We start from the raw sequence: 22753 nt of genomic DNA on the forward strand, positions 1-22753 counted from the left end.
ATGGCATTTTCAAATTTTCAAATCCTCAAATTAACTAATTCAAAAAAACATGCCCGACTTTAAGATACAGCATATTACTAAGTATAGTTACGAAGGAATGGTACGCGATAGCGCCAACCAGATTGTACTTTATCCTATTAAGGACGAATACCAGGATGTAACACACCATGAGCTTAATATAACCGGCAACCCGGTGGTAGATACCCATATTGATTATTATGGCAATGAGATAGGTAGCTTTACCTATAGCGAGCCACATTCGGTAATGGTTATCAATTCAAAATTAAGCGTAACCACCAGGCAGCGGCCATTACCCGTTACGGATATTTTCCCAGACCAACAGTGGGAATATCTTAAACACATCCAGTACATGGTGCCTTATATCGACTTTTTGAAACAAGAATATTTTGAAGGCTTGCCTGAACTACAGGTTATTGTAGACCAGGAACGCGCTTACGATGATACACCATTCCAGATAGCGCTGCGCTTTTGTGGCTATGTATATCAAAACTTTGAATATATTAAGGGAGTAACCACCGTTGAAACTACGCTTGACGAGGTTTGGAAACTAAAAGCCGGTGTTTGCCAGGATTTTGCGCACATTTTAATGGTGATGCTGCGCCTGCTAAAGATACCTGCGCGCTACGTAAGCGGTTATATTTGTACCAATAGCAGCACTATGCGCGGCGAAGGTGCCACCCATGCCTGGGCCGAAGCCTACATCCCGGATTATGGCTGGCTGGGTATCGACCCTACCAATAATTGCATTGCCAATGAAACCCATGTGCGTTTGGCCGTTGGTCGTAATTTTTCAGATTGCTCGCCGGTAAAGGGCGTTTACAAAGGCACATCCGGCCATAAACTGGAAGTAGCGGTTAGTGTGGATGATGACGAGAGTACTTTTACAAGTATTGATGATAAAGCCCATCACGATAATGCCATAGAGCATCGTGCCACCGATAACACAGCTAAAAACAGCTATCAAAGGCACATGGAGATTATTCAGCAGCAGCAACAACAACAACAGTAGATGTGCAGATATGCAGATTTCAGATGTGCAGATGCTGGTAGCGTTTGATAGATGTTTTGATTTTAATTATACCAATGTCATTAAAAACAACAAAGCCTTACGAGTTTAACACCGCAAGGCTTTGTTATTTGCATCAGATTTTTAGATATATTGAAATCTCCCAAATCAAAAAATCATCTGCACATCTGAAATTTTGCATATTTGCACATCTAATTTCACACCTTCTTAATGGCATCCATCAGCACGGGAATTTTGGGCACCTTATCATAAGCCTGGGCAAGTTTTCCGTTTTTATCATAAATGGCAATGTATGGCGTGGTTTGCACATGGTAATAGCGTTGCACTACGTAAGTATACCCCTCGGTACCTATAATAATATTGTGATACTTAGCCAAATCAAAATCGCGCTGAAATACCTGTATGGCCTTTAGCTGGTTCACAAAAGTGATCATTACAATTTGTACCCCTTTTAGCTTATCCAGTTCGGGTTTTAAATCATACATCAGGTGCTGGCAGTGGCTGCAATCCGGCGAGAAATAAATCACCATCACCGGCCTGTTCTTTTTCAGGTCGGCAGGCGTTACGTAAACGCTGTCGGTAGTTAATATGTGGTATGGTGCAATTTTGCTATTGGCAGGCATGGTTTGCGCCTGGCTGCAGCCGGCCGCCACAATAAGGCAAAGCAACAAACATATTCTTTTCATTATGTTGATATAAATTTTCATTAAAGCATAGTTACGATATTTTTAGCTTTCCAGCAATTCTATCTGCCAGGCTATATCTTCTTCGGTTACCGGGAATAACGCATTTTCGCGTATTGTATGATACACGGCATCAAATAAACCATTATAATTACCTTTGTCTGACGGAACCCATTCTACTGTTTTCTCATTATCAAGTCCCATCAACACCAGTTTACCCTCGCTACCTTCGGGTTCAACACCAAAACCTGCTGCATCGGGCATTATTCCGGCGTCAAGTTGTGCCTCCTGTACATCGGTACGCAACTTTACAAAACTGCCCAATGTGCCATGTACAACAAAGCCCGGCAAATGTTCGGCAATCAACAGGCCCGACGTTAGATAAACGTTTAATTGATTGGGATAGCTTAGGTGAATGTGAAAATAATCATCTACCTGCGATCCGGGCCGGTGTATGGCCGTTGTTTTTACGTAACTCAACGGCCGGCCAAAAATACTAATGGCGTTGTCAACCAGGTGTGCCCCCAAATCGTAAGTTAAGCCATTACCGGGCGTGTCTTTAGTCTCTTTGAATTGTTTTACACCGATAGGCATACGATACCTGTCGAGCCTGAAATGTACCTCTATCAGCTCGCCCAGGCGACCACTTTCAATCACCTTTTTTACGGAGATGAAACCACTATCATACCTGCGGTTGTGGTAAATCATTACTTTTAAACCAAGCTGCCTGCCCAAATCAAATAGCGCCTTCACTTCGGCCGAAGTAACCGCTGCCGGTTTTTCTATCAGCACATGTTTGCCAGCATTTAATGCACGCGTGGCATAGTCAAAGTGGGTGTTGTTTGGCGTATTAACAATAATCAACTCAAGTTCGTCATCATTTAGCAGTTCATCTACAGTATTGTAGCTAACTACATCAGGATATACTTTACCCGCCTTTTTTTCATGGCGTTCTACAACTGCTTTAAATGTAAAGCCAGGATTGGTTGATAAAAACGGCGCATGAAAAATACGGCCCGACATACCATAGGCCATAAGCCCGGTTACTATTGGTTTTGTTGACATTGATATTTATTTGCCTTTAGTTATAGGGTAAAAATAAGATTATTTGTGAGACGTTTATTTAAGATTGACAAAGTTGGTGTTCAATGACATAAATAAAGAAAGCTCGTTTACCTACAAATCAACAGTTTCGCCAATAGCCGGCAACTTTAAATTTAACCCGGCTTTGATGAATTTTTCTCTTACCTCGTCTTTATCAATTTTAATAACATCAAAAGAATCGTAATGAATACCTATGATGTTTTTACAGTTAATAAAACCTGCAGCTTTAATAGCATCGTCGGCGCCCATGGTGTAGTTATCGCCGATGGGGAAGTAAGCCCAGTCAAGGTTTTCATCTTCCAGCAGCTTCATATCGTAAGTAAGTGCTGTATCACCCGCAAAATAGATTTTTTTACCGTCGATGGTTAACAAAAAACCTGCGGGGTTGCCACCTGCGGCGCCATCAGGCATAGTGCTGGAATGTACCGCGTTCACCATTTTAACCCGGCCAAAATCAAAGTTAAAACCACCGCCTATATTCATGCCATGTACGTTGTCAATACCTTTGCCGTTAAGCCAGTTGGCAATTTCGGCGATGCAGATAACTTTGGCGCCACTGTTTTTTTGCACCTCTATCAGGTCGGCAACATGATCGCCATGTCCGTGTGATACCAGGATATAATCTGGTTTCAGGCTTTGCAAATCAACATCCTTGGCCAATGGGTTGTATGTTATAAATGGGTCGAACAAAAGTTTGGTGCCGGTACTCAATTCTATCCCGACAGTTGATTGTCCGTAAAAGGTAGTTTTCATTTTTATTAGTTTTGAGTTTTAAGTGATGAGTGTTGAGTTAAATAATGAGTCGGCAGTTTGAGTTAATAAGAAAAAACTTAAAACTCAGAATTCAAGGCTCAGAACTATTTTCCAAACAAGTTTCCTAAACCCGGCATTCCGCCAAACATATCTTTGGTCATGGCAGCCATTTCGGCCTGGCTTACGTTATCGGCTTGTTCCATGGCTTTGTTAAAAGCTACAACCAATAACTCTTCCAGTTCTTCCTTGTCGGCATCAGCCAAAAAATCGGGGTTGATATTGATTGATTTTACCACTTTGTTGGCATTGGCCGTTACCACAATTTTGCCGCCCTCGGCGCTGCCAGTTACCGTAATGGCATCCAGGCGTTTTTTCGATTCGCCAGCCTTTTGCTGGGCTTCCATTATTTTATCAAACATAACTTTATAGATGTGCAGATATGCAAATGTGCAGATTACAGATGTGCAAATATGCAGATGATAATTATTAATATTACTAATACTTAAATTTTACAATTCAAAACCAAAAGGTTTGATACTAAGTTGCTTTACACAACTCACAACTCACAACTCATCAATCATCACTCGTATCACCATTACCGTTGTACGCGCTTTTACGTACAATAGGCATGCCGGCGGCTTTAAACAGGTCATCAAGTTTTAGCAGGCTGCCATTGGCTAAGTTTGATAACAAAACAATAGTAATATCGTTTTTCATATCGCGCAGGTAAATGTGCCTGAAACCATGCCACCAGCCGGTATGGTAAATAACCTGCTGGCCTGGCGCCGTAAAGGTGCGCCAGCCGTAACCATAGCTAAAGTGGCCGTGCAGCATAGGATTACGCGGCACGTAGGCCGAATCGAGCGTGGCTTGTTTCAGCAATATGCCGGCACGCAGCGCCCTGTCAAACAGGAAAAGATCTTTAACAGTACTATATATACCTTTATCGCCAACAGGCCCATCTAAAAAGTTTTGGGCCACCGAATACCTCCACTGGCCACGGTCGTGTCCAACTACGTGTACCGGTATTTTATCATAAACCGCTTTGGAGTAAACCGCAGTGTGCAGCATACTGGCCGGCTTAAATACATTATCTTTCATAAACTGGGCATATGATACGCCGCTCACTTTTTCGATAATAGAGCCCAGCACCATGAAGTTCGAATTATTGTATAAAAAGCGCTTGTTGGGTACATTGAATGGATGCGGTTTATAATCGGCAATCATTTTCATTGCATCCATATTAGTAAGGCCTTTCCTTTGATTCAGATGCTGGCTTCGGTATATATCGTCAATAAAATACACATAATTCATCATACCCGAGCGGTGCGTAAGCAGCAAACGAATGGTAACACCATCGTACGGAAAATCCGGAAAAAACTTTTTTACATCATCATCCAGTTTCAGCTTACCGCGTTCCATCAGCATCAAAATGGCTGTTGAGGTCATGGTTTTGGTAACCGAGGCCAGTTCAAACTGCGAGCCTATTTGCAGGCTGTCGCGGTGCAGGTAGTCGGCCCAGCCAATAGCATTTTCGTAAATGATTTTTCCTTTTTTGGCTACCAGCACATTGCCGTTAAATGCGCGGGTACGGTGCAACTCCTGCATTACCGCATCTATTTTTTTATCGGCGTTTTTGGAGTTGTAGGCCAGCAAGGTAACCGTATCCAGTGGTTTGGCGGTGGCAGGGCCGGCGGCGCTTTGCGCTTTATCTTTATTTTTTGACGAACAGGCTGTTAAAATCAGCAGTAAGGACGCGAACGAAAGGGTACTCTTGTACAATAACTTCATAGATCAGAATCTCACACTTAAAACGAATGCGAAAATTAGAAATTATACAGCAGGTTAACATTAAAGTTTTTATTTTTTTCGTTTAGTTCATACTCTTTGTATGTTTAATGTATGAATATTGTTAAAAAACTCAGCCTGTTGATGTCCGTTTTACTATTTTCGGTTGCTGTTCAGGCCCAGGATACCGATGTTGCGGGGTTGATAAAACAAGGCATCCAGCTCAATAATCAGCATGATTATGCCGGTGCTATCGAAAAATATAAACTGGCTTTAACAACCGAACCTGATAATGCACAGGCCAATTATCAGATAGCATTCAGCTTGAATGCATCGGGTAAGGGTACCGACGGAATCCCCTACCTGGTTAAAGTAACCAAAACCAACTCCAATTTTACCGGCCCGGCATTTGAACTGTTAGGTGGTATTTATGACAGCAGCCACCAACCCCAACAAGCCATTGATGCTTATAAAGAAGGCCTGAAAATAAAGCCCGACTACCAGCCTTTGTATTTTAACCTTGGCATAGCCTATTTCCGCGCCAAACAATTCGCCGAAGCCGAGCAGGCGGCCATAGAGGCTATTAAACTCGACCCCAAACATGCCAACAGCCAGCGGCTGTTCGGCCTGGTAACTTTTCATCAAAATAAAAGGGCAGCAGCGCTGATGGGCTTTTGCAGCTATTTACTCATGGAACCCGAAGGCCCGCGCAGCGATGAGGCCTATACCAATATGCAAAGCATTTTAAAAGGCGGCACGCTTAAAACAGAAGATGCCAAAGCGGAGGCATCAACCATAGCCTTGAACAGGGCCTTGAATGCTGCCATTGCAAAAGCAAAACCAGGTTTAACCCCTGCCGATGTATTGGAAAATCAGCTAAAGTCGATTTTTGAAACAATTGGGCAATTGGCCGAAAAGCAGGTAGGGAATGATTTTTTCAGACATTACTATGCGGATTTTTTTTACAGCCTTAGTAAAACCACCAATATGCCCGCGTTTGCAAGGCTGATGGGTTTAAGCGCAGATAAGGAAGCTAACAAACAGTGGCTGCAGAAAAATGAGGATAAGCGTAAAGCGCTGGATACTTGGGTTGCGGCGACGGAAAGAAAATTTTAAAAATCCTTTTTTTAATTAAAACTGCTTCCTAAATTTAGGCATGAAAACCTATCACAAATTCCTTTTGATTATTTTATTTATTGCTTACGCGCCGGTGGCTTTCGGACAGACTAAGGACAATGCCAAAGCTTTGTTAAAGGAGGGCATTGCCCTGCACGATGCCGGCAAATACGATGAAGCCATTGCCAAGTATAAAGAGGCTTTAAAAATAGATCCTGAATATTCAAGTGCCTACCACGAAATTAGTTACAGCCTTTTTAGTTCGGGCCGGGGAAAGGAGGCTATAGCTTACCTCGAAAAGTTGCTCGCTTTAGATCCAAAATCCGGTGGCGCTTATGATATGTTGGGCAGCATTTATGACGATGACAAGCAGCCCGATAAGGCTATCGAATATTATAAAAAAGGGATAGCCGTCGATCCGCAATATCAGCGGCTGCATTATAACCTGGCGATAACCTGTCTGCGTCAAAAAAAATACGCCGAATCCGAAAATTATGCGGTGGAGGCTATTAAGCTCGATCCAAAGCATGCCAGCAGCCAGCGCGCTTATGCTATGGCTACTTTTTATGAAAACAAACGCGGGGTGTCACTTTTGGCATGGTCTAGTTTTTTAATGCTTGAACCACAAACCAAAAGGTCGGCCGAGGCATACCGGTATGTTCAGTATATCATCAATTATGGTGTAAAGCAAACGGGCGAAAAAAACGTGACCATTAATATATCAACTGATGATTTAAGCGGCGCCAATTTACTGATGCCGATGGCTATAGTTAACGCCACATCGGGCAAAAAAGATCTAACTAAAACTGATTCTCTTACCCTGCAGCTCAAGGCGATTTTTAGTATTGCCAATACTTTTGAAGACAAGAAAGGCGACCCTTTTTATAAGAACTTCCTGGGTGATTATTTTAAAAAACTTTCCGAGACGGATAATATGCCCGCCTTTGCCCGCCTGATTAGCCTGGGTGCAAACCAGGAAGAAAACCTGCAATGGTTTAAAGATAACAACGCCAAACTATCAGCCTTGGATGCCTGGGTAACAGCTACAAAAAGGGAGTTTTGATAATGAGGATAAGCCAACGGATGCTTTCGGTAACGCTGATTGTGCTTGCGGTATTGACCTTGTTTTTTGCCTATGGTTGGGTAAACAACATGGTGAGTTACAAATACCAGGTACAGGATTTTCAGCTTAAGGGTAATGATGCTTTTGCCGGGTTGGATGAAGAGCAAATAAGCATATTGCACACCATTGTTTTTTGTAAGATAGCTGCTATAACAAGTTTTGTACTGTTAATACTTGTTTTGATAGTGAATGAAAAAGAGCCCGCATTTAATGGCAGGGCTTATTACACAAAATAGCATAATGCCTGCACATGGTGTAAGTTTGTTTTTACACCATATGCAGGCATATTTATCACAGACCCGCTTTTCCCATCAAAAATTAGGATCAAAATTAAAGAATATCGGGTTTGATAAGCCAACCATATTACCGCTCAGGGCCACTGATCCGGGAACCTGCGGGTAGGGTGTAGGTGTGCCTTGTACTTCTACGCGGTAATAGCTGCGCTCAACGGTTGCAGGCGAATCTGTAAACTCAATCGCCGGCGTTTTACCCGTGGTTTTAAAGCTGCCAAAGGGATTGCCGTTTTTTATGATGTTAATAGTGTACTCTCCATTGGCTGGCACTTTGCCGCTTAGCTGAACGCGGAATTTTACTGGTTTGCCTGTGGCTTTGGCATTATCGCCCATCATCATATCCATTTTATCATCCTGGTTTATATCGGCATAAAACTCAACACGTGGGGCATACGGGTTCTGGCTAATGCACACCCGCCCGTTGTTAAGGGCGTCAATAACCGCCTGCGTGGCGCGTGCCGTGGCAAATACCCATGTGGTCGGAGTGCCCACATAGTTGGCCTTGGCCTGGTAGCTGTTTTTGGTTTCCTTATCCGGCGAATCAGGAACGCCATGGTGGGCATCGCTGCCGCCGCGGCCGGTAAGCTTGCGGCCGGATGACAGCATGTCGTCCCAGATCATGATGGCATTGGCATTTTTCGACCAGATAGCCGAGTTCCACACCTCGATTGAATTAACTATATCGTACGAATACCCGAAATGATCTTTCCCGCTTGGGTGGTTGGCCGATAGGTGGATGCCCAACTGTTTTTTTACGGCGCCTACCACCACATCGCGCTGATCGCGCACGTCATATAGCTTTTGATGATCATAAGGCACGGCAGAGAAGGCATTACCATGGCCACGGGTTGTTGTCCACTCGGCGCTGTAAAGCAGCAGCACCGAGTCTGATTTAAATTCAGGGTCGGCCCAGGTGTGGTGGGCTACGTCGCCGTTTACATGGTTGTCGTGGTCGGTAATGGCTACAAAATCAATCCCCGCCGATTTAGAAAAGGCAATGATTTTGGCGATGGGGTTATTGGACGATTCGGTACTATGCCGCGAGTGCACATGCAGTTCGCCCTTGAGCCAAACGCCCTTGCTCAGGCTGGCAATTGGCGGCAGCTGGCCAACTTCGGTTGCTGCCCAGGGGTTGATGTGGGGTGCCTGGGCTAATGCTGCAGTGCAGGCAAATGTGCCGATGATAAGCAGCAAAGTATTTACCAGCGTCGTTTTTTTGTAATTGTTAAAAGTCATATCAAATGATTAAAGGGTAGTATGTTTGGGCGGCAAACTACCCCACGCATATTAACTCAATGTTAGCGCCCGCAAAATGAATAAGATTGTGACAATGCTATTTTTTTTAAGGGTTATAAACTGCACTAAGTTTAACGATTTACCCGAAAGTGTTAGCAGGTGCCTGGCACCTGCTAAAATCAAACTAATTACTCAACTCTAAAATCCACATACGCATTGCAGGTATGGTAGTTTTTTCGGTTGTGTTTAGCAAGTTGCCGGTTATTACATTTTGGGCTTTGGTAAACCCTGCTGTCCTTTCAATATATTTGCCAAAATCAATTGTGTTTTCCTTTTTTGCAGTGTTCATAATACACATTATCGTTTGTTTGGTATCATATCTGAAATAGACATATAGTCCGTTAACCGGTATATAGTGCATCATTTTTCCGGTTTTTAATGCTGATGAGGTTTTCCGGAAAGTGCCCAGTTTTTTAACAATATTTTGAACGGCGAGTTCATCGGCGGTAAGACCTTCGCCGGTAAATGCGTTTTTTTTATCCGTGGTCCATCCACCAGGAAAATCAGCTCTCACCAAACCATCGGGGTTGGTAAAGCCTTTTAAAAGCACTTCCGATCCGTAGTATAACTGCGGAACACCCCTGCACGTTAATAACCATTCATAGCCAATTTTCTGCTTTTCAACATCCTCGCCGACAACCGAAAAAAAACGGGGCTCATCATGGTTATCCAGCAAAAGCACATTATGGGTTGCATCTTTATTTAAAAAATCGCTGCTTAAGGTATAATACAATTTATTAACTCCATCAGTCCAATCAAATGGCTGCATCAGCGCCGGGATAATGCCAAAATACAGGCATTGAAAATCCACCGAGCCTTGCAAATTACTTTTGAAAGGTAAATTGAAATTGTTCTGATTAAAATACGATTGATTGGCAACGCCAAATACCCTTGTTTCGCCAAATAAAGTAAGCTTAGGAAATTCGTCCATAATGGCTTGATTGCACAGGTTAGCAAAATCCATGTCGTTGTAGGTATAGGTATCTATCCTTATCCCGTCGATTCCAAACTTTTGCACATACCAGATGATATTTTGGATCATATAGTTTGCCATAAATGGGTTAGAGTGATTAACATCCGGCATTTCGGCGGTAAACCAGCCATCTGTCATTTTCTTTTTATCTGATGGTGCCGCGTACGGATCAAACTGGGTTTGTTCCCTGTAATTCGTTTGGGTAAATTGGGGCCAACGGTGCATCCAGTCTTTTGCCGGAGGATCCTGCTCCAAAAAATGGTAAAGGCCGGTATGGTTGTATACCACATCCATGATCAGTTTCATCCCGTTTTTATGCAGCGTATTGCTTAATTGTGCATAAAGAGAGTCGCTTCCATAGCGGGGATCAATTTTATAATGATCGGTAATGGCATAACCGTGTTCGGTGCGGTTGGGCATGTTATTTTCCATTACCGGCGTAAGCCATAAAGCGGTTACGCCAAGGCTTTTAAAATAGTCGATATGATTTAATATACCCTGAAAGTCGCCGCCGTGTCTTAAGTACATCGAATCGCGGTTCAGCGACTGATCCCTCATTCCGGTTATTCTGTCATTTTTTGTATCGCCATTACTAAACCGGTCTGTCAGCAGCAGATCTATAAAGTCAGCCGAAGTTACCCCCTGCGCATAGCTACTGCCGTTGCCCAGGGGTTTTGCTAATAACGGCCATGGTAATATCGAAGAATTAACACCATCTCCAAAAACGATTTTTACCAATCCCGGCTTTGCGGCAGGGCTGATAGAGATATCAACGGCCGTATATTTTAGGTTGGGGAAATGATGAGTTTGGAGTACGGTGATACCAGGGTAATTGATTTTGATTTTTTGCTGAGATAAAGTTTTGTTTTCGCTTCTGATTAATAATTGAACATGGTTCATTTTCATGCCAACCCACCAATTGGTAGGGTAGATGTTGGTTTGCTGCCCATACAGATTTAAATATCCGAGTATGGTAATAAATAATAAGGTTAAAAGATTTTTCTTCATGATGATTTAATGAGATTATTAATTGGAAGGGCAAAGTAAATGTTGAGCTGAAATACACCAATTTTTGATGCAGACAGCGGAAAAAGGAGGGCGAACGACAGTTAAGGCCGGATAGTTTTAAAGTAAATGCGCAATACTTTTATGGTGGCCCTGCTAATTTTATTACTTTTAAAACGTGCCACGCTTAATAGGTAAAAGGAAATTGAAGAGGATAGAATTGTATACCCTGTACTGGGTTGGCTACTTATTGCTGTTTACAATTCTGCAGGGGCTTTCGGCCGGCGACTTCTTTACCGTTTTTAGAAACGAGTTCTTTAGTTTAACCCCCAAGGTTTTTTTTGTTGCCATAGTTGTAGAAACGTTGATGGCAGATTTGCTTTTCCGGCAAAAAATTATCCGTTTTATAGTGGTGTATGTTTTGTTAATGGCGGTATTCGCACTGTTGTTACGTCTGATAGATAATTACGTTATTCTAAAATATTTTTTGACCGCCTGGACAAAAGAGCCTCTATTGAGTATTGGCCCCTTTTTATATAATTGTATTAAGCTTCAGTTTGTGCTCGCTGTACCTTTTTGCGTTAAATTATACCAGCTATTACATTCAGAAAAAGTAAAGGCTCTGCAAATTGCGGTTGAAAAAGACACCATTGAGCATGTGTTGATAGTTCCTGGTGATGAAGATGCCTTTCTTTCGGTTAAATGCGAACGCCGGATGGTAAAGATTAAATTTAACGATATATGCTATGTTGAAGCACAGGGCAACTACCTTGTTATTTTTACCTTAACCGCAACCTATAAAACCTACTCATCCATATCAGAACTGGAAGATAAATTGCCGGGAGTACTATTTGCAAGGGTACATCGGTCGTTTATTGTTGCTTTAAATAAGATTGAAAGTCATAACAACAGCGAGATAACTATAGGAGATAAAGAGATTCCAATTGGCAGGTCCTATATTTCTAAGGTTCGGGAGATCTTATCGTAATAGTAACATGATTGTAAAATCGACCTGATGGGGCAGTAGCGTCACTTGATAAAATAATTGAAATTAAAACAGAGCCGGCGGTCTATACGTCAACCACCGATGTTGCCCCTCCATCACAAAAAGATTACCATTTCCCCATCTCCCGCATCAGATAAAAACATAACTTTGCCCCTGCAAAATTTAACATCATGAGTTTTAGGACCGAACACGATACAATGGGCGAGGTACAGGTACCTGCCGATAAATACTGGGGAGCACAAACGGAAAGATCACGCAACAACTTTAAAATTGGTCCGGAGGCATCTATGCCCAAAGAGATCATCGACGCGTTTGCCTATCTGAAAAAAGCTGCCGCTTATACCAATACCGACTTAGGTGTACTATCTGCCGAAAAGCGCGACCTGATAGCACAGGTTTGCGACGAGATTTTGACAGGCTCGCTGGCAACAGAATTTCCACTGGTTATCTGGCAAACAGGCTCGGGCACACAATCAAACATGAATGTGAACGAGGTTGTGGCCAACCGCGCCCACGTATTGCAAGGCAACAAACTGGGCGAAGGTAAAACGTTCATCCATCCAAATGATGATGTAAACAAATCGCAATCATCAAACGATACCTACCCAACTGCCATGCACATTGCGGCATATAAAATACTGATGGATGTAACCATTCCCGGTGTTGAAAAACTGCGCGATACCCTGCAATTAAAAGTAGAGGCTTTTAAATCGGTAGTAAAAATTGGCCGCACCCACCTGATGGATGCTACGCCGCTTACGTTAGGTCAGGAGTTTTCTGGCTATGTATCACAACTAAACCACGGCCTTAAAGCCCTGCGTAACACACTTGATCACCTGTCCGAGCTTGCCCTTGGCGGTACGGCAGTAGGTACCGGCATCAATACCCCAAAAGGTTATGATGTTAAAGTGGCCGAATACATTGCCCAATTTACCGGCCTGCCCTTTATCACTGCCGAAAATAAATTTGAGGCCCTGGCTGCACACGATGCTATTGTAGAGAGCCATGGCGCGCTTAAACAAATAGCCGTATCGTTAATGAAAATAGCCAACGATATCAGAATGCTGGCTTCCGGTCCGCGTTCGGGCATTGGCGAGATCCATATCCCCGATAATGAGCCGGGTTCATCCATTATGCCGGGCAAGGTTAACCCAACCCAAAACGAAGCCGTTACCATGGTAGCAGCGCAGGTAATGGGTAACGATGTAACCATTTCTATCGGCGGCTCAAACGGTCATTACGAACTGAACGTTTTTAAACCGGTTATGGCTGCCAACTTCCTGCAGTCGGCAAGGTTAATTGGCGATGCCTGCGTGTCGTTCAATGATCATTGCGCTGTAGGTATCGAGCCAAATTATGCCGGTATCAAAAAACACCTCGAAAACTCGCTGATGCTGGTTACCGCGCTTAACCCGCACATTGGTTATGAAAATGCTGCCAAAATTGCCAAAACCGCGTTAAAGGAAAACAAATCCCTGCGCGAAGCCGCTATTGGCCTGGGCCTGTTAACCAACGAGCAGTTTGACCAATGGGTTATACCCGAAAATATGATAGGTAGCTTATAAGAAGCCTCACCCCAAACCCCTCTCCTTCAGGAGAGGGGCTTTTGATTTACTGCTTTTGAATAGCAAGTTCAAATATGCCAAACCGTTTTTTTAGCTTTCAACTTCCAGCTTTTACCCCAAAACAGGCCTTTCGATTTCAGCCTTCAACTTTCAGCAAAAAAGCTTTTTTCTTCTTCGCTTTCTGCTTTCTGCTTTTCGCTTTTGGCTCATGTAGTATGAACCCTAACATGCAAAAGCCAGGATTAACTTATTTGCAGGGCGAGTGGAAGCAGGATTCGGTTCCGGCAGAGAAGCGTTTAGTTACCTATTCGCTATACCACATTAAATTTAGCTGCGATTCGTTTGTGATGAAGATAAGTACCGTAAGCAAGGTAAACTACGGCGCAGATACCTGTATGAATAAAGGCCATTGGGACGAGTACATTCGCGGCACCTATTCGCAAAAGCAGGATACCCTGCATCTTAAAGGCGAATTTTGCAACGCCAACCTGAGTTACAAAGACGAGAAAACGTGTTTCCGCTGGGGCGATTATGAGGAGTTTTTTAAAGTAAAACAACCTACAGATTCGCTCATTCAATTTACAAGCACATCAAACGTAATCCCTATACAGGCGCGTTTGGTTAAACGAGCAAGCTGCATCCCAAAACCACTATAATGAAAACATCAATCTTAAAAAAAATCGTTTTTTTTGTAGCCATATGCTACATCCCGGTGCAAAGTATGGCATGGGGTACCAATGGCCACCGCATTTGCGGCCAGATAGCCGATAGCTATTTAACGCCCAAGGCACGCAAAGCCATACAGGCCATTTTAGGCGACGAATCGATAGCGATTACCAGCAACTGGGCCGATTTTATTAAATCCGATCCTGCGTATGGCTACCTGTACAACTGGCATTTTATTGATTTGGATAAAGCTTATACCTACCCCGAATTACAAACCTATTTAAAGGCCGACACAGCTACGGATGCCTATACCAAAATGAATTTTTTGATAGCCGGCCTTAAAAATAAAAGCACAACCAAAGCCAACAAACTGCTTTACCTGCGCATGCTGATTCATATTGTTGAGGATGTGCACCAGCCATTTCACACCGGCCACACCAGCGACAAAGGCGGTAACGACTTTAAAGTACAATGGTTTGGCAAGGACAGCAACCTGCACTCGGTTTGGGATAGCCAGCTGATAGATAACCAGCAATTGAGCTATACTGAATATGCCACCTGGATAAATTACAGCACCCCCGCCCAGCGCGTAGCCCTGCAAAAAGACCCCATAAGCCAATGGCTGTTTGAAAGCAACCAACTGGCCGAAAAGTTTTACGCCGACATTAAACCAGGCGATAACCTTACTTACAAATACAATTTTAACCACATAGCCGCCCTGAACCAACAACTCCTTAAAGCCGGCATCCGCCTGGCCGGTGTGTTGAATCAGTTGTTTGGTTGATTTTGGAGGCGAAAGGTAAAAGGTTAAAGGCAAAAGGTTAGGCAGCCCGATCCAAAAAACCTTTCGCCTTTTACCTTTCACCCTTTACCTTAAAGAGAATGAAAATACTAATGGTATGCCTCGGTAACATCTGCCGTTCGCCGCTGGCCGAGGGGATAATGCAGCACCTGAGCGATGAGCAGGATTTGGGCTGGCAGGTAGATTCGGCAGGTACCGGTAATTGGCACGTAGGCGAGGGACCCGACAGGCGGTCGACCCGCGCGGCCCGAAACCACGGCATTGATATCAGCAACCAAATTTGCCGCCTGTTCAGGCAAAGCGATTTTGACGAGTTTGATCATATCTTCGTGATGGATAAATATAACCTCAGCGACATCCTGAACATGGCCCGTAACGATGAACATGCGCAAAAAGTAAAGCTCCTTTTAGGCGATAAAATTGTACCCGACCCATACCACGACGATACCCAGTTTGAGCCGGTGTTTGAATTGATAGAAGGTGGCTGTAAGGATATTATAAGGGAGTTGACGGGGAAAAATTAAGGCATCGTTGCTGATTATTAATTCGTTGTTCCCAATTTTTTGACTGCCGACTTTCGACTGCCGACTTCTGACTTTTGACTTATCCCATGGCGATGCCTTCTGCCCGGGCTCTTTGCTCATACTGCACAGGCCTTAGCCACATTGGCCGGTATCCGCGTCAATCCCTATCGCGTTTGTCTGAACCTGAATTTTTAGAATTAAAGAATAAACAGAATTTAGCTGTACATCGTCTCGTCGTTTATCTGTTCGTAATTTTTCGAATTCACGAAACTTAACTGCGGCTTTTCCCTATTATTTAGTTTTCGTGTTCCCCAATGTGTCAGCAGAACAGCTTCGGGTGAAAACGGTCAAAACAATGCGGGGCCGTGCGGCTGCAGGGCATAGGAAGTTTCTGCACGTGTGTGGGTCTATGTGGGTGAGGGCAAAATAATTCCAGCCCAGGTTTTGGCCGTTTTGCCGGGCAAAGGCCTTGAGCGCAAAGAAGCATTTCTGCTGACTTGATTTATTCGCTTATTATTTGTTTTTTTTTGGTGCTCATTATCTCGCTATGCTCGGTCTCGGTTACTTTGTATCAAGACAAAGTAACAAGCCCTCCCGCGGCGAATTAGCGGGCCGATGTCAATTATTACAAAAAAATCTCGTTGTACTCCCTAAAGCAATGTAGTAATTAAATCGCGCCTTTTCTCACCCTAAAAAACGGCAAATCCTCTCCATACCAAAAAGCCTCACCAAAACGTTGCATGCCGGCTTTTAACAAAACCTTTTGTGAAGCCGCGTTTTGGGGATGGGTAACGGCTGCAATTTCAGTCAATCCAACTTTATTGAAACCGTAGTCAATTAAAGCTTTTGAAAGTTCAGTGGCAATGCCTTGTCCCCAGTATTTGAAATGCAGGCGGTAGCCCAATTCAATTTTATCACCTTCCGATTCGCTGGGTTTTAGCATGCATACGCCAATGAAATCATTATCGGCTACGTTGAAAATTCCCCAGCGGCCCAGGCCGGTTTTGTTTTTGTAATCCTTTAGGGTATCCTTAAACACCTGCTTGCTTTCGGCCGGGGTGCGCTTCTTTACGTATTGCGTAAGGCGTTCATCCTCGTCCATAACAAGGGATAAGGCTTCGTCGGCAGCAGTAAATTCGCGGATCAGCAAGCGGGGTGTTTGTGTGATAATGTTCATGGCCTTCAAAAATATGGTAATTGGGCATTGGTTGGCATTGCGGATGGTAAAAAGAGTGTCATATAAAAGGTTCGGGATCGTTTGTCTGAATATTCGATCAGGTATTGCACAGGTTTAAGGGTTACGATCGTGCGTCTTCAATCGCGGTGCCCAACGTAGTATCCATATATTCAAACTGGGTTAACATAACTTAACACTTTTTAGAAATATTATATAATAAATACTTGATAATCAATTGTTTGTGCTTTTTTCATGGTTAACACAAAATCTGTTGTTTTTACTGGTTAAACGCATTCAAAAGGTGTTGCCAGCAGTTGAAAATTCAATGGCATTCAAAGGGCTATTTTTTCGTTTTTGTGGGCAGCCTGTAACCGCGTGCCTACATCCAACTTTGCAAAACGTATAATTTGCTTTTTTGTACATTTGCCGCATGGCATCCATCAAACCATCCGTACCAAAAGGCACCCGCGATTTTTCACCTGTTGAAATGGTGAAGCGTAACTACATTTTCGATACTATTAAAAGCGTGTTCCGTAAATACGGCTATCAGCAGATAGAAACCCCTACGATGGAAAATTCATCCACGTTGTTGGGCAAATATGGTGAAGAGGGAGATAAACTGATTTTTAAAGTATTGAATAGCGGCGATTACCTGGCCAAAGTAAATCCCGAAAAGCTGGCGGTGCTTAACTCGAATGCGGTGGCCTCAGATATCTCTGAAAAAGCCCTCCGCTACGATTTAACCGTGCCCTTCGCACGTTACGTTGTAATGCACCAGAACGAGATCACCTTCCCGTTCAAACGCTTCCAGGTTCAACCCGTTTGGCGTGCCGACAGGCCACAGCGTGGCCGCTATCGCGAATTTTACCAGTGCGATGCTGATGTGGTTGGCTCAGATTCTTTGCTGAACGAGGCAGAGTTTATACTGATATATGACGAAGCTTTAGGCAAATTAGGACTTAAAGATTTTACCATCAAGATCAACAACCGCAAAATCCTGACCGGGATAGCCCAGATCATTGATAAGGCCGACAACATTATTGACCTTACCGTTGCCATCGACAAGCTGGACAAAATAGGCCTGGATGGCGTAACCAAAGAATTGATAGACCGTGGCTTTACCGAAGCCGACATCGAAAAAATAAAACCGGTTATTTTGCTGGAGGGTTCAAACACTGAAAAGCTACAAAGCCTGCGCGAGGCACTGGCCCAGTCAGAGATGGGCCTTAAAGGTTGCGACGAGATAGAAATTGTTTTTAAATACATTGAAAGCTGCCCGCTGCAAACCGCAACACTTGAACTGGATATAACCCTTGCCCGTGGCCTAAATTATTACACAGGGGCCATATTTGAGGTAAAAACAAACGAGGCAGCCATGGGCAGCATCGGCGGCGGCGGCCGGTACGATGACCTTACCGGTATGTTTGGCCTCAAAGGCCTTACCGGCGTAGGTATCTCCTTTGGTGCCGACAGAATTTATGATGTCTTGGAAGAGCTAAATCTTTTCCCAACCGCGGCCAACCAAAGCACCCAGGTGCTGATATGTAACTTTGATAAGGAGGGCGAAACCTACGCATTGCCATTATTGCAGCAATTGCGTCGCCAAAATGTTAACACGGAACTTTACCCGGCCGGCGCCAAAATCAAGAAACAGCTGGATTATGCCAATAATAAAAATATCCCCTACACTGTAGTTATCGGTGGCGATGAAATGCAAAGCGGTTTATTAACTTTCAAAGATATGGCCAGCGGTGTGCAGGAGAAATTAACTGCGGAAGAGATTGTTAGCAGGATTGCGAGGTAAATAACTACTGTCTGCATTCCTTACGGGTTTGGATAATGGCATTCCTTCCAGATTTTTTATGCTCAGTAGTAAAATTCGCGGCTTCTGAACGGGTTGATATTCAAAAATAAAACACTGTCATCCTGAGTAACCTTTATTTGTGCACAATGATCGCGTTGCAAATGATGTTTTTTTTTAATTGATAATCAGTAAGTTACAAATGTATCAATGGCAGCCTGTCGAAGGGTCGCACGGAGAGGCCTTTGCCCACTATGCTTCGACGGGGCTCAGCATGACAGCCTATTTTATGATGTCATCCCTCCTTCAGAATTGCTCGGATTTTAATACTCAGGATGAAAGGAAAATAGAATATATCATGGATGACGTGTTTCCGGTATCCTACTTGCTGATCTATATGCAAATTTGGGCAGTATGTCTGCTGTCCTGCGGGATCCTGAAATAATCTGGATGATATTTTTGACGTTGCCCTGAAAAATTTATTTAAAGGTGTAGCCTACGCTAATGCCGCCGGCTGCAATAATGCCCTCGTCGTAAAATATAGGTACAAACCCTATTCGCAGGTTGATGCCCCGTTCCTGGGGTTGGTAGCGGTAGCCTATTGTTGCGGTGCCAATAAAGCCTGTAACCCTGTCGAAAATGAAGGTTTTGCCATTGCTGTTACCGTGCGAGTTTAAAAAGGTAGTACCGCCGCCGAGTTCAATCAGGCTGTTACCTTTTCCAAACAGGTAATTGATTTGTATCGGTACCGAAAAAACGTTATTGCCATCGGTAGCAAAGTAACCGGCACCAACTCTAAAGCCCAGGCCGTTGCGCCTGTGGCCAAAGCGCATATCGTAATTTACTGTTAGTGCCAGGCCAGGCCCGCCAACCTCAAAAAAAGCGGTTTGGGCACGGTCGCCTTCCGGTTCAGAACTGGTTGAATCAACCTTGGTGGTATCTATAACAATCTTTTTGGTGCCTGTTGGATGCGATTTTTTAACAGTATCCGTCATATTAGGCTCAACAATTTGTGCTGATGCCCCAAGGCCGGACAATAGGAGCAGAGTCAGAATTATTCCGTTAAGAGTAAAAAATTTCTTCATTCTTTAGGTAAGTAGAATTAATATACAATTCATGTTGTATTACGCTTACGGGCAATAAAAGGTTTCAAAAATGATGGTTTGCCGGTTTAGGCAGTGGTGTTGGTTTGATTATCAGTTAAATAAATCACGATTAAAATAAACATCAGCCGGGCCTATTTAATTGATTTTAACAATGTATAGCTTATACAAACAAAAAAAGACGCCATATCAGGCGCCTTTTTTTGTAATTTTTGTTTTAATTTAAAACCGGCTTGCTTTCTTCCTTAATCGTAAGGTCAAGCGGTTCGGTTACTTTTTCTTCCAGTAACGCAAGCTTAATCACATCGCGCATATCGGTTACATAATGAAAATTTAAATCTTTTATATAATCTTCTTTAATTTCCAGGATATCTTTCTGGTTTGATTTACAAAGGATGATCTCTTTAATATTAGCGCGCTTTGCCGCCAGTATTTTTTCCCTGATGCCGCCAACGGCCAAAACTCGGCCGCGTAAGGTTATCTCGCCTGTCATGGCCAGGTTGGGTTTTACTTTACGTTGCGTAAACGCCGAAACCAGGGCTGTAAGCATCGTTATACCTGCCGATGGGCCATCCTTAGGCGTAGCACCTGCCGGCACGTGCACATGCACATCCCAAAGGTCAAAAAGTTTTGGGTTGATGTCAAAATAACCGGCATGTGCCCTTAAATATGCCAGGGCAATGGTTACCGATTCTTTCATCACATCGCCCAGGCTGCCGGTAAGCGTTAAACGGCCTTTACCGGGACTTAAGCTTGCTTCGATGAACAGAATGTCGCCGCCTACCGATGTCCAGGCCAGGCCTGTTACAACGCCGGCTACATCGTTGCCTTCGTAAAGGTCTTTGTCAAATATTGGCGCGCCCAATATTTTTTCGATGTCTTTTTTATTTACAGCGGGACTGTAAGGCTCTTCCAGGGCGATGTTTTTGGCAATACCACGCACTACCGAACCAATCTTTTTCTCCAGCGCACGTACGCCCGATTCACGGGTATAATCAACAATGATTTTTTCGAGGATCTCGCTTTTAAGCGCAATGTCTTTTAATTTTAAGCCATGTGCCTCGCGCTGTTTGGGTACAAGGTGTTGTTTTGCAATTTCTATTTTTTCTTCAATGGTGTAGCCGTTCACCTCAATAATCTCCATCCTGTCTAATAGCGCAGGCTGGATACTGCTCAGGGAGTTGGCAGTTGCAATGAACATTACATTTGAAAGATCGAAATCCATCTCTACGTAGTGATCATAAAAAGTGCTGTTCTGTTCGGGGTCAAGCACTTCTAATAAAGCCGAAGAAGGATCTCCGCGAAAATCGTTTCCTACTTTATCAATCTCGTCTAAAATAAAAACAGGATTTGCTGCGCCTGCTTTTTTTACCGATTGGATAATGCGGCCCGGCATGGCGCCAATATAAGTTTTACGGTGGCCACGAATCTCGGCTTCGTCGCGGATACCGCCCAAAGCCATGCGCACATATTTGCGGCCCAAAGCCTTGGCGATAGATTTACCCAGCGAGGTTTTACCAACTCCGGGAGGGCCAACCAGGCAAAGGATCGGCGCTTTCATATCGCGCTTTAACTTAAGCACGGCCAGGTATTCAATAATGCGTTGTTTAACCTTATCCAAACCGAAATGATCTTTATCCAAAACCTTTTGAGCGCGTTTCAGGTCGAAGTTATCTTTAGTAAACTCGTTCCAGGGCAAATCAAGCAATAACTCCAGGTAGTTTATTTGTACCGAGTAATCTGCCGCGGCAGGGTTGGTACGGGCAAGTTTTTCCAACTCTTTGGTAAAATGGTCTTTAACCTCTTTAGCCCATTTCTTTTTAACGGCACGCTGGCGTAAACTGTCTATCTCTAAATCAGGGGAATTACCGCCCAACTCTTCCTGTATAGTTTTAAGCTGTTGATTTAAAAAATAATCGCGTTGCTGTTTATCCAAATCAACACGTACTTTGCTTTGAATCTGGTTTTTTAACTCCAGCATCTGCAAATCAAGTGTAAGGTGTTCCAGTACCAGGTTAATCCTTTCGCGCAAACTGGCAACCTCCAGCAGGCGTTGCTTGGCCGCCATATCGGCATTCATGTTTGATGATATAAAGTTGATCAAAAATGAAGTGCTTTCAATATTACGGATAGCAATGCCGGCTTCGCTGGGGATATTAGGCGATAGCTGGATAATATTCATGGCCATGTCTTTTATAGACGATACCATGGCTTTAAACTCTTTGTCCTCTTTTATTTTGGTTTCGTGAAAAGGCTCAACGGTTGCTTTAATATAAGGTTCTGACTGAACCTCATCCTTTAAAACAAAACGTTTTTTACCCTGCAGAATAACGGTGGTGTTACCATCGGGCATTTGCARCATTTTGATGATGAGCGCAATGGTACCTACTTTGTTTAACTGGCTAAAATTGGGGTCTTCAATACCCACATCCTGTTGCGCAACCACCCCAATCATCCGGTTGCCTTTATTGGCATCACGAATAAGTTTGATTGATTTGTCGCGGCCAACGGTTATCGGGATTACAACCCCCGGGAACAGCACCGTATTGCGCAGCGGCAAAATAGCCAGTATATCAGGCAATTGCTCGTTGTTCATTTCCTCCTCGTCTTCGGTAGACATTAGAGGAAAAAACTCCGAGTCTTCGTTTATAACAGGTAAAGCGTTTTTAAAATCGAATGGATCGAAACTCATTAATATATTTTTTGTGTAGAAAATAACGTCATGTTGTCAGCCCATAAAATTGCAGGGCTTGTAATATACAGGTAATTGATGGTTAAAACCTGTGCTGCATTATGTTTCAAGAGCTGTGCCAAGTTATGTTAATAACAAATAACAATTGATTTGGTGCTGTAATGTTTTGATTATGTGGTAATTGTAAATTTAACACCAATTTTTTAAATAAACATGATTTTGTTGTTAAAGATGA

20 protein-coding genes are annotated in these 22753 nt (G+C 43.5%); 10 read left to right on the forward strand and 10 right to left on the reverse strand.

All coding sequences use genetic code 11. The features are described from left to right. The first annotated feature begins 49 nt into the window (after positions 1 to 49). Positions 50 to 1030 (forward strand): transglutaminase family protein, encoded by a 981-nt coding sequence (locus tag AC1DV1_RS11985; protein WP_477359215.1) that lies wholly within the window; start codon positions 50 to 52, stop codon positions 1028 to 1030. Positions 1031 to 1245: 215 nt separating this feature from the next. Here AC1DV1_RS11985 and AC1DV1_RS11990 read toward each other — a convergent pair whose 3' ends face one another. From AC1DV1_RS11990 to AC1DV1_RS12010, 5 genes are all read right to left on the reverse strand, one after another. Continuing rightward, positions 1246 to 1734, reverse strand: coding sequence for a TlpA family protein disulfide reductase (locus tag AC1DV1_RS11990; RefSeq protein ID WP_477359218.1), 489 nt, complete (start codon positions 1732 to 1734; stop codon positions 1246 to 1248). A 42-nt stretch (positions 1735 to 1776) separates the two neighbouring features. Further along, positions 1777 to 2796: a Gfo/Idh/MocA family oxidoreductase gene (locus tag AC1DV1_RS11995; RefSeq protein WP_477359221.1), complete on the reverse strand. Its 1020-nt coding sequence runs from the start codon at positions 2794 to 2796 to the stop codon at positions 1777 to 1779. A 111-nt stretch (positions 2797 to 2907) separates the two neighbouring features. Beyond that, entirely contained in the window at positions 2908 to 3588 is a 681-nt protein-coding gene (locus AC1DV1_RS12000) for a metal-dependent hydrolase (protein ID WP_477359224.1), read from the reverse strand. A 104-nt stretch (positions 3589 to 3692) separates the two neighbouring features. Continuing rightward, positions 3693 to 4007: a YbaB/EbfC family nucleoid-associated protein gene (locus AC1DV1_RS12005; protein WP_147052802.1), complete on the reverse strand. Its 315-nt coding sequence runs from the start codon at positions 4005 to 4007 to the stop codon at positions 3693 to 3695. 154 nt (positions 4008 to 4161) lie between these two features. Beyond that, positions 4162 to 5379, reverse strand: coding sequence for a serine hydrolase domain-containing protein (locus AC1DV1_RS12010; RefSeq protein WP_477359227.1), 1218 nt, complete (start codon positions 5377 to 5379; stop codon positions 4162 to 4164). 111 nt (positions 5380 to 5490) lie between these two features. Here AC1DV1_RS12010 and AC1DV1_RS12015 point away from each other — a divergent pair, with 111 nt between their 5' ends. From AC1DV1_RS12015 to AC1DV1_RS12025, 3 genes are read left to right on the forward strand one after another with little or no spacing between them, the layout of a single operon-like run. Further along, entirely contained in the window at positions 5491 to 6492 is a 1002-nt protein-coding gene (locus tag AC1DV1_RS12015) for a tetratricopeptide repeat protein (protein ID WP_477359230.1), read from the forward strand. A 40-nt stretch (positions 6493 to 6532) separates the two neighbouring features. Next, complete coding sequence (locus AC1DV1_RS12020; RefSeq protein WP_477359233.1) at positions 6533 to 7555, forward strand: tetratricopeptide repeat protein; 1023 nt, start codon at positions 6533 to 6535, stop codon at positions 7553 to 7555. Between the two features lie 2 nt (positions 7556 to 7557). Next, positions 7558 to 7851, forward strand: coding sequence for a hypothetical protein (locus tag AC1DV1_RS12025; RefSeq protein WP_477359236.1), 294 nt, complete (start codon positions 7558 to 7560; stop codon positions 7849 to 7851). A 75-nt stretch (positions 7852 to 7926) separates the two neighbouring features. Here the strand turns inward: AC1DV1_RS12025 and AC1DV1_RS12030 are convergent, their stop codons facing one another. Both AC1DV1_RS12030 and AC1DV1_RS12035 read right to left on the reverse strand, forming a co-directional pair. Next, positions 7927 to 9144: a CehA/McbA family metallohydrolase gene (locus AC1DV1_RS12030; RefSeq protein WP_477359239.1), complete on the reverse strand. Its 1218-nt coding sequence runs from the start codon at positions 9142 to 9144 to the stop codon at positions 7927 to 7929. 184 nt (positions 9145 to 9328) lie between these two features. Continuing rightward, positions 9329 to 11185 carry an alpha-amylase family glycosyl hydrolase gene (locus tag AC1DV1_RS12035; protein ID WP_477359242.1) on the reverse strand — a complete coding sequence of 619 codons (1857 nt, stop codon included), beginning with the start codon at positions 11183 to 11185 and terminating at the stop codon, positions 9329 to 9331. Positions 11186 to 11387: 202 nt separating this feature from the next. Between AC1DV1_RS12035 and AC1DV1_RS12040 the strand changes: the two genes are divergently transcribed. The 5 genes from AC1DV1_RS12040 to AC1DV1_RS12060 all read left to right on the forward strand — a co-directional run bounded on the left by AC1DV1_RS12040 (position 11388) and on the right by AC1DV1_RS12060 (position 15745). Then, entirely contained in the window at positions 11388 to 12170 is a 783-nt protein-coding gene (locus AC1DV1_RS12040; RefSeq protein WP_477359246.1) for a LytR/AlgR family response regulator transcription factor, read from the forward strand. 188 nt (positions 12171 to 12358) lie between these two features. Continuing rightward, on the forward strand, positions 12359 to 13753 hold the full coding sequence (gene fumC, locus AC1DV1_RS12045) for a class II fumarate hydratase (protein WP_477359250.1): 1395 nt from the start codon (positions 12359 to 12361) through the stop codon (positions 13751 to 13753). Positions 13754 to 13980: 227 nt separating this feature from the next. After that, positions 13981 to 14409 carry a hypothetical protein gene (locus AC1DV1_RS12050; protein ID WP_477359253.1) on the forward strand — a complete coding sequence of 143 codons (429 nt, stop codon included), beginning with the start codon at positions 13981 to 13983 and terminating at the stop codon, positions 14407 to 14409. After that, entirely contained in the window at positions 14409 to 15203 is a 795-nt protein-coding gene (locus AC1DV1_RS12055; RefSeq protein ID WP_477359256.1) for a S1/P1 nuclease, read from the forward strand. The genes AC1DV1_RS12050 and AC1DV1_RS12055 overlap by 1 nt, the downstream gene beginning before the upstream one ends. A 98-nt stretch (positions 15204 to 15301) precedes the next feature. Continuing rightward, entirely contained in the window at positions 15302 to 15745 is a 444-nt protein-coding gene (locus tag AC1DV1_RS12060) for a low molecular weight protein-tyrosine-phosphatase (protein WP_477359259.1), read from the forward strand. A 667-nt stretch (positions 15746 to 16412) separates the two neighbouring features. Here the strand turns inward: AC1DV1_RS12060 and AC1DV1_RS12065 are convergent. Next, positions 16413 to 16922, reverse strand: coding sequence for a GNAT family N-acetyltransferase (locus tag AC1DV1_RS12065; RefSeq protein ID WP_477359262.1), 510 nt, complete (start codon positions 16920 to 16922; stop codon positions 16413 to 16415). 430 nt (positions 16923 to 17352) lie between these two features. Here AC1DV1_RS12065 and hisS point away from each other — a divergent pair, with 430 nt between their 5' ends. After that, positions 17353 to 18726, forward strand: coding sequence for a histidine--tRNA ligase (hisS, locus tag AC1DV1_RS12070; RefSeq protein WP_477359265.1), 1374 nt, complete (start codon positions 17353 to 17355; stop codon positions 18724 to 18726). 476 nt (positions 18727 to 19202) lie between these two features. On the opposite strand, the gene AC1DV1_RS12075 is transcribed toward hisS, so the two are convergent. Continuing rightward, a complete protein-coding gene (locus AC1DV1_RS12075; protein WP_477359268.1) occupies positions 19203 to 19808 on the reverse strand; it encodes a hypothetical protein in 606 nt (201 codons plus the stop codon). Positions 19809 to 20043: 235 nt separating this feature from the next. Next, positions 20044 to 22518, reverse strand: a complete 2475-nt coding sequence (gene lon, locus AC1DV1_RS12080; protein WP_477359271.1) for an endopeptidase La — start codon at positions 22516 to 22518, stop codon at positions 20044 to 20046. Between the last annotated feature and the right edge of the window lie 235 nt (positions 22519 to 22753).

The sequence above is a fragment of the Mucilaginibacter sp. P4_D1 genome (assembly GCF_056401935.1).

Bases quoted from the DNA above. Each gene is read 5' to 3' on its own strand.
- AC1DV1_RS12010 (WP_477359227.1), bottom strand. From the start codon at position 5,379: ATGAAGTTATTGTACAAGAGTACCCTTTCGTTCGCGTCCTTACTGCTG.
- AC1DV1_RS12060 (WP_477359259.1), top strand. From the start codon at position 15,302: ATGAAAATACTAATGGTATGCCTCGGTAACATCTGCCGTTCGCCGCTG.
- hisS (WP_477359265.1), top strand. From the start codon at position 17,353: ATGGCATCCATCAAACCATCCGTACCAAAAGGCACCCGCGATTTTTCA.
- AC1DV1_RS12055 (WP_477359256.1), top strand. From the start codon at position 14,409: ATGAAAACATCAATCTTAAAAAAAATCGTTTTTTTTGTAGCCATATGC.
- AC1DV1_RS12065 (WP_477359262.1), bottom strand. From the start codon at position 16,922: ATGAACATTATCACACAAACACCCCGCTTGCTGATCCGCGAATTTACT.
- fumC (WP_477359250.1), top strand. From the start codon at position 12,359: ATGAGTTTTAGGACCGAACACGATACAATGGGCGAGGTACAGGTACCT.
- AC1DV1_RS12050 (WP_477359253.1), top strand. From the start codon at position 13,981: ATGCAAAAGCCAGGATTAACTTATTTGCAGGGCGAGTGGAAGCAGGAT.
- AC1DV1_RS11990 (WP_477359218.1), bottom strand. From the start codon at position 1,734: ATGAAAAGAATATGTTTGTTGCTTTGCCTTATTGTGGCGGCCGGCTGC.
- AC1DV1_RS12005 (WP_147052802.1), bottom strand. From the start codon at position 4,007: ATGTTTGATAAAATAATGGAAGCCCAGCAAAAGGCTGGCGAATCGAAA.
- AC1DV1_RS11985 (WP_477359215.1), top strand. From the start codon at position 50: ATGCCCGACTTTAAGATACAGCATATTACTAAGTATAGTTACGAAGGA.
- AC1DV1_RS12015 (WP_477359230.1), top strand. From the start codon at position 5,491: ATGAATATTGTTAAAAAACTCAGCCTGTTGATGTCCGTTTTACTATTT.
- AC1DV1_RS12075 (WP_477359268.1), bottom strand. From the start codon at position 19,808: ATGAAGAAATTTTTTACTCTTAACGGAATAATTCTGACTCTGCTCCTA.
- AC1DV1_RS11995 (WP_477359221.1), bottom strand. From the start codon at position 2,796: ATGTCAACAAAACCAATAGTAACCGGGCTTATGGCCTATGGTATGTCG.
- AC1DV1_RS12000 (WP_477359224.1), bottom strand. From the start codon at position 3,588: ATGAAAACTACCTTTTACGGACAATCAACTGTCGGGATAGAATTGAGT.
- AC1DV1_RS12020 (WP_477359233.1), top strand. From the start codon at position 6,533: ATGAAAACCTATCACAAATTCCTTTTGATTATTTTATTTATTGCTTAC.
- AC1DV1_RS12035 (WP_477359242.1), bottom strand. From the start codon at position 11,185: ATGAAGAAAAATCTTTTAACCTTATTATTTATTACCATACTCGGATAT.
- AC1DV1_RS12030 (WP_477359239.1), bottom strand. From the start codon at position 9,144: ATGACTTTTAACAATTACAAAAAAACGACGCTGGTAAATACTTTGCTG.
- AC1DV1_RS12025 (WP_477359236.1), top strand. From the start codon at position 7,558: ATGAGGATAAGCCAACGGATGCTTTCGGTAACGCTGATTGTGCTTGCG.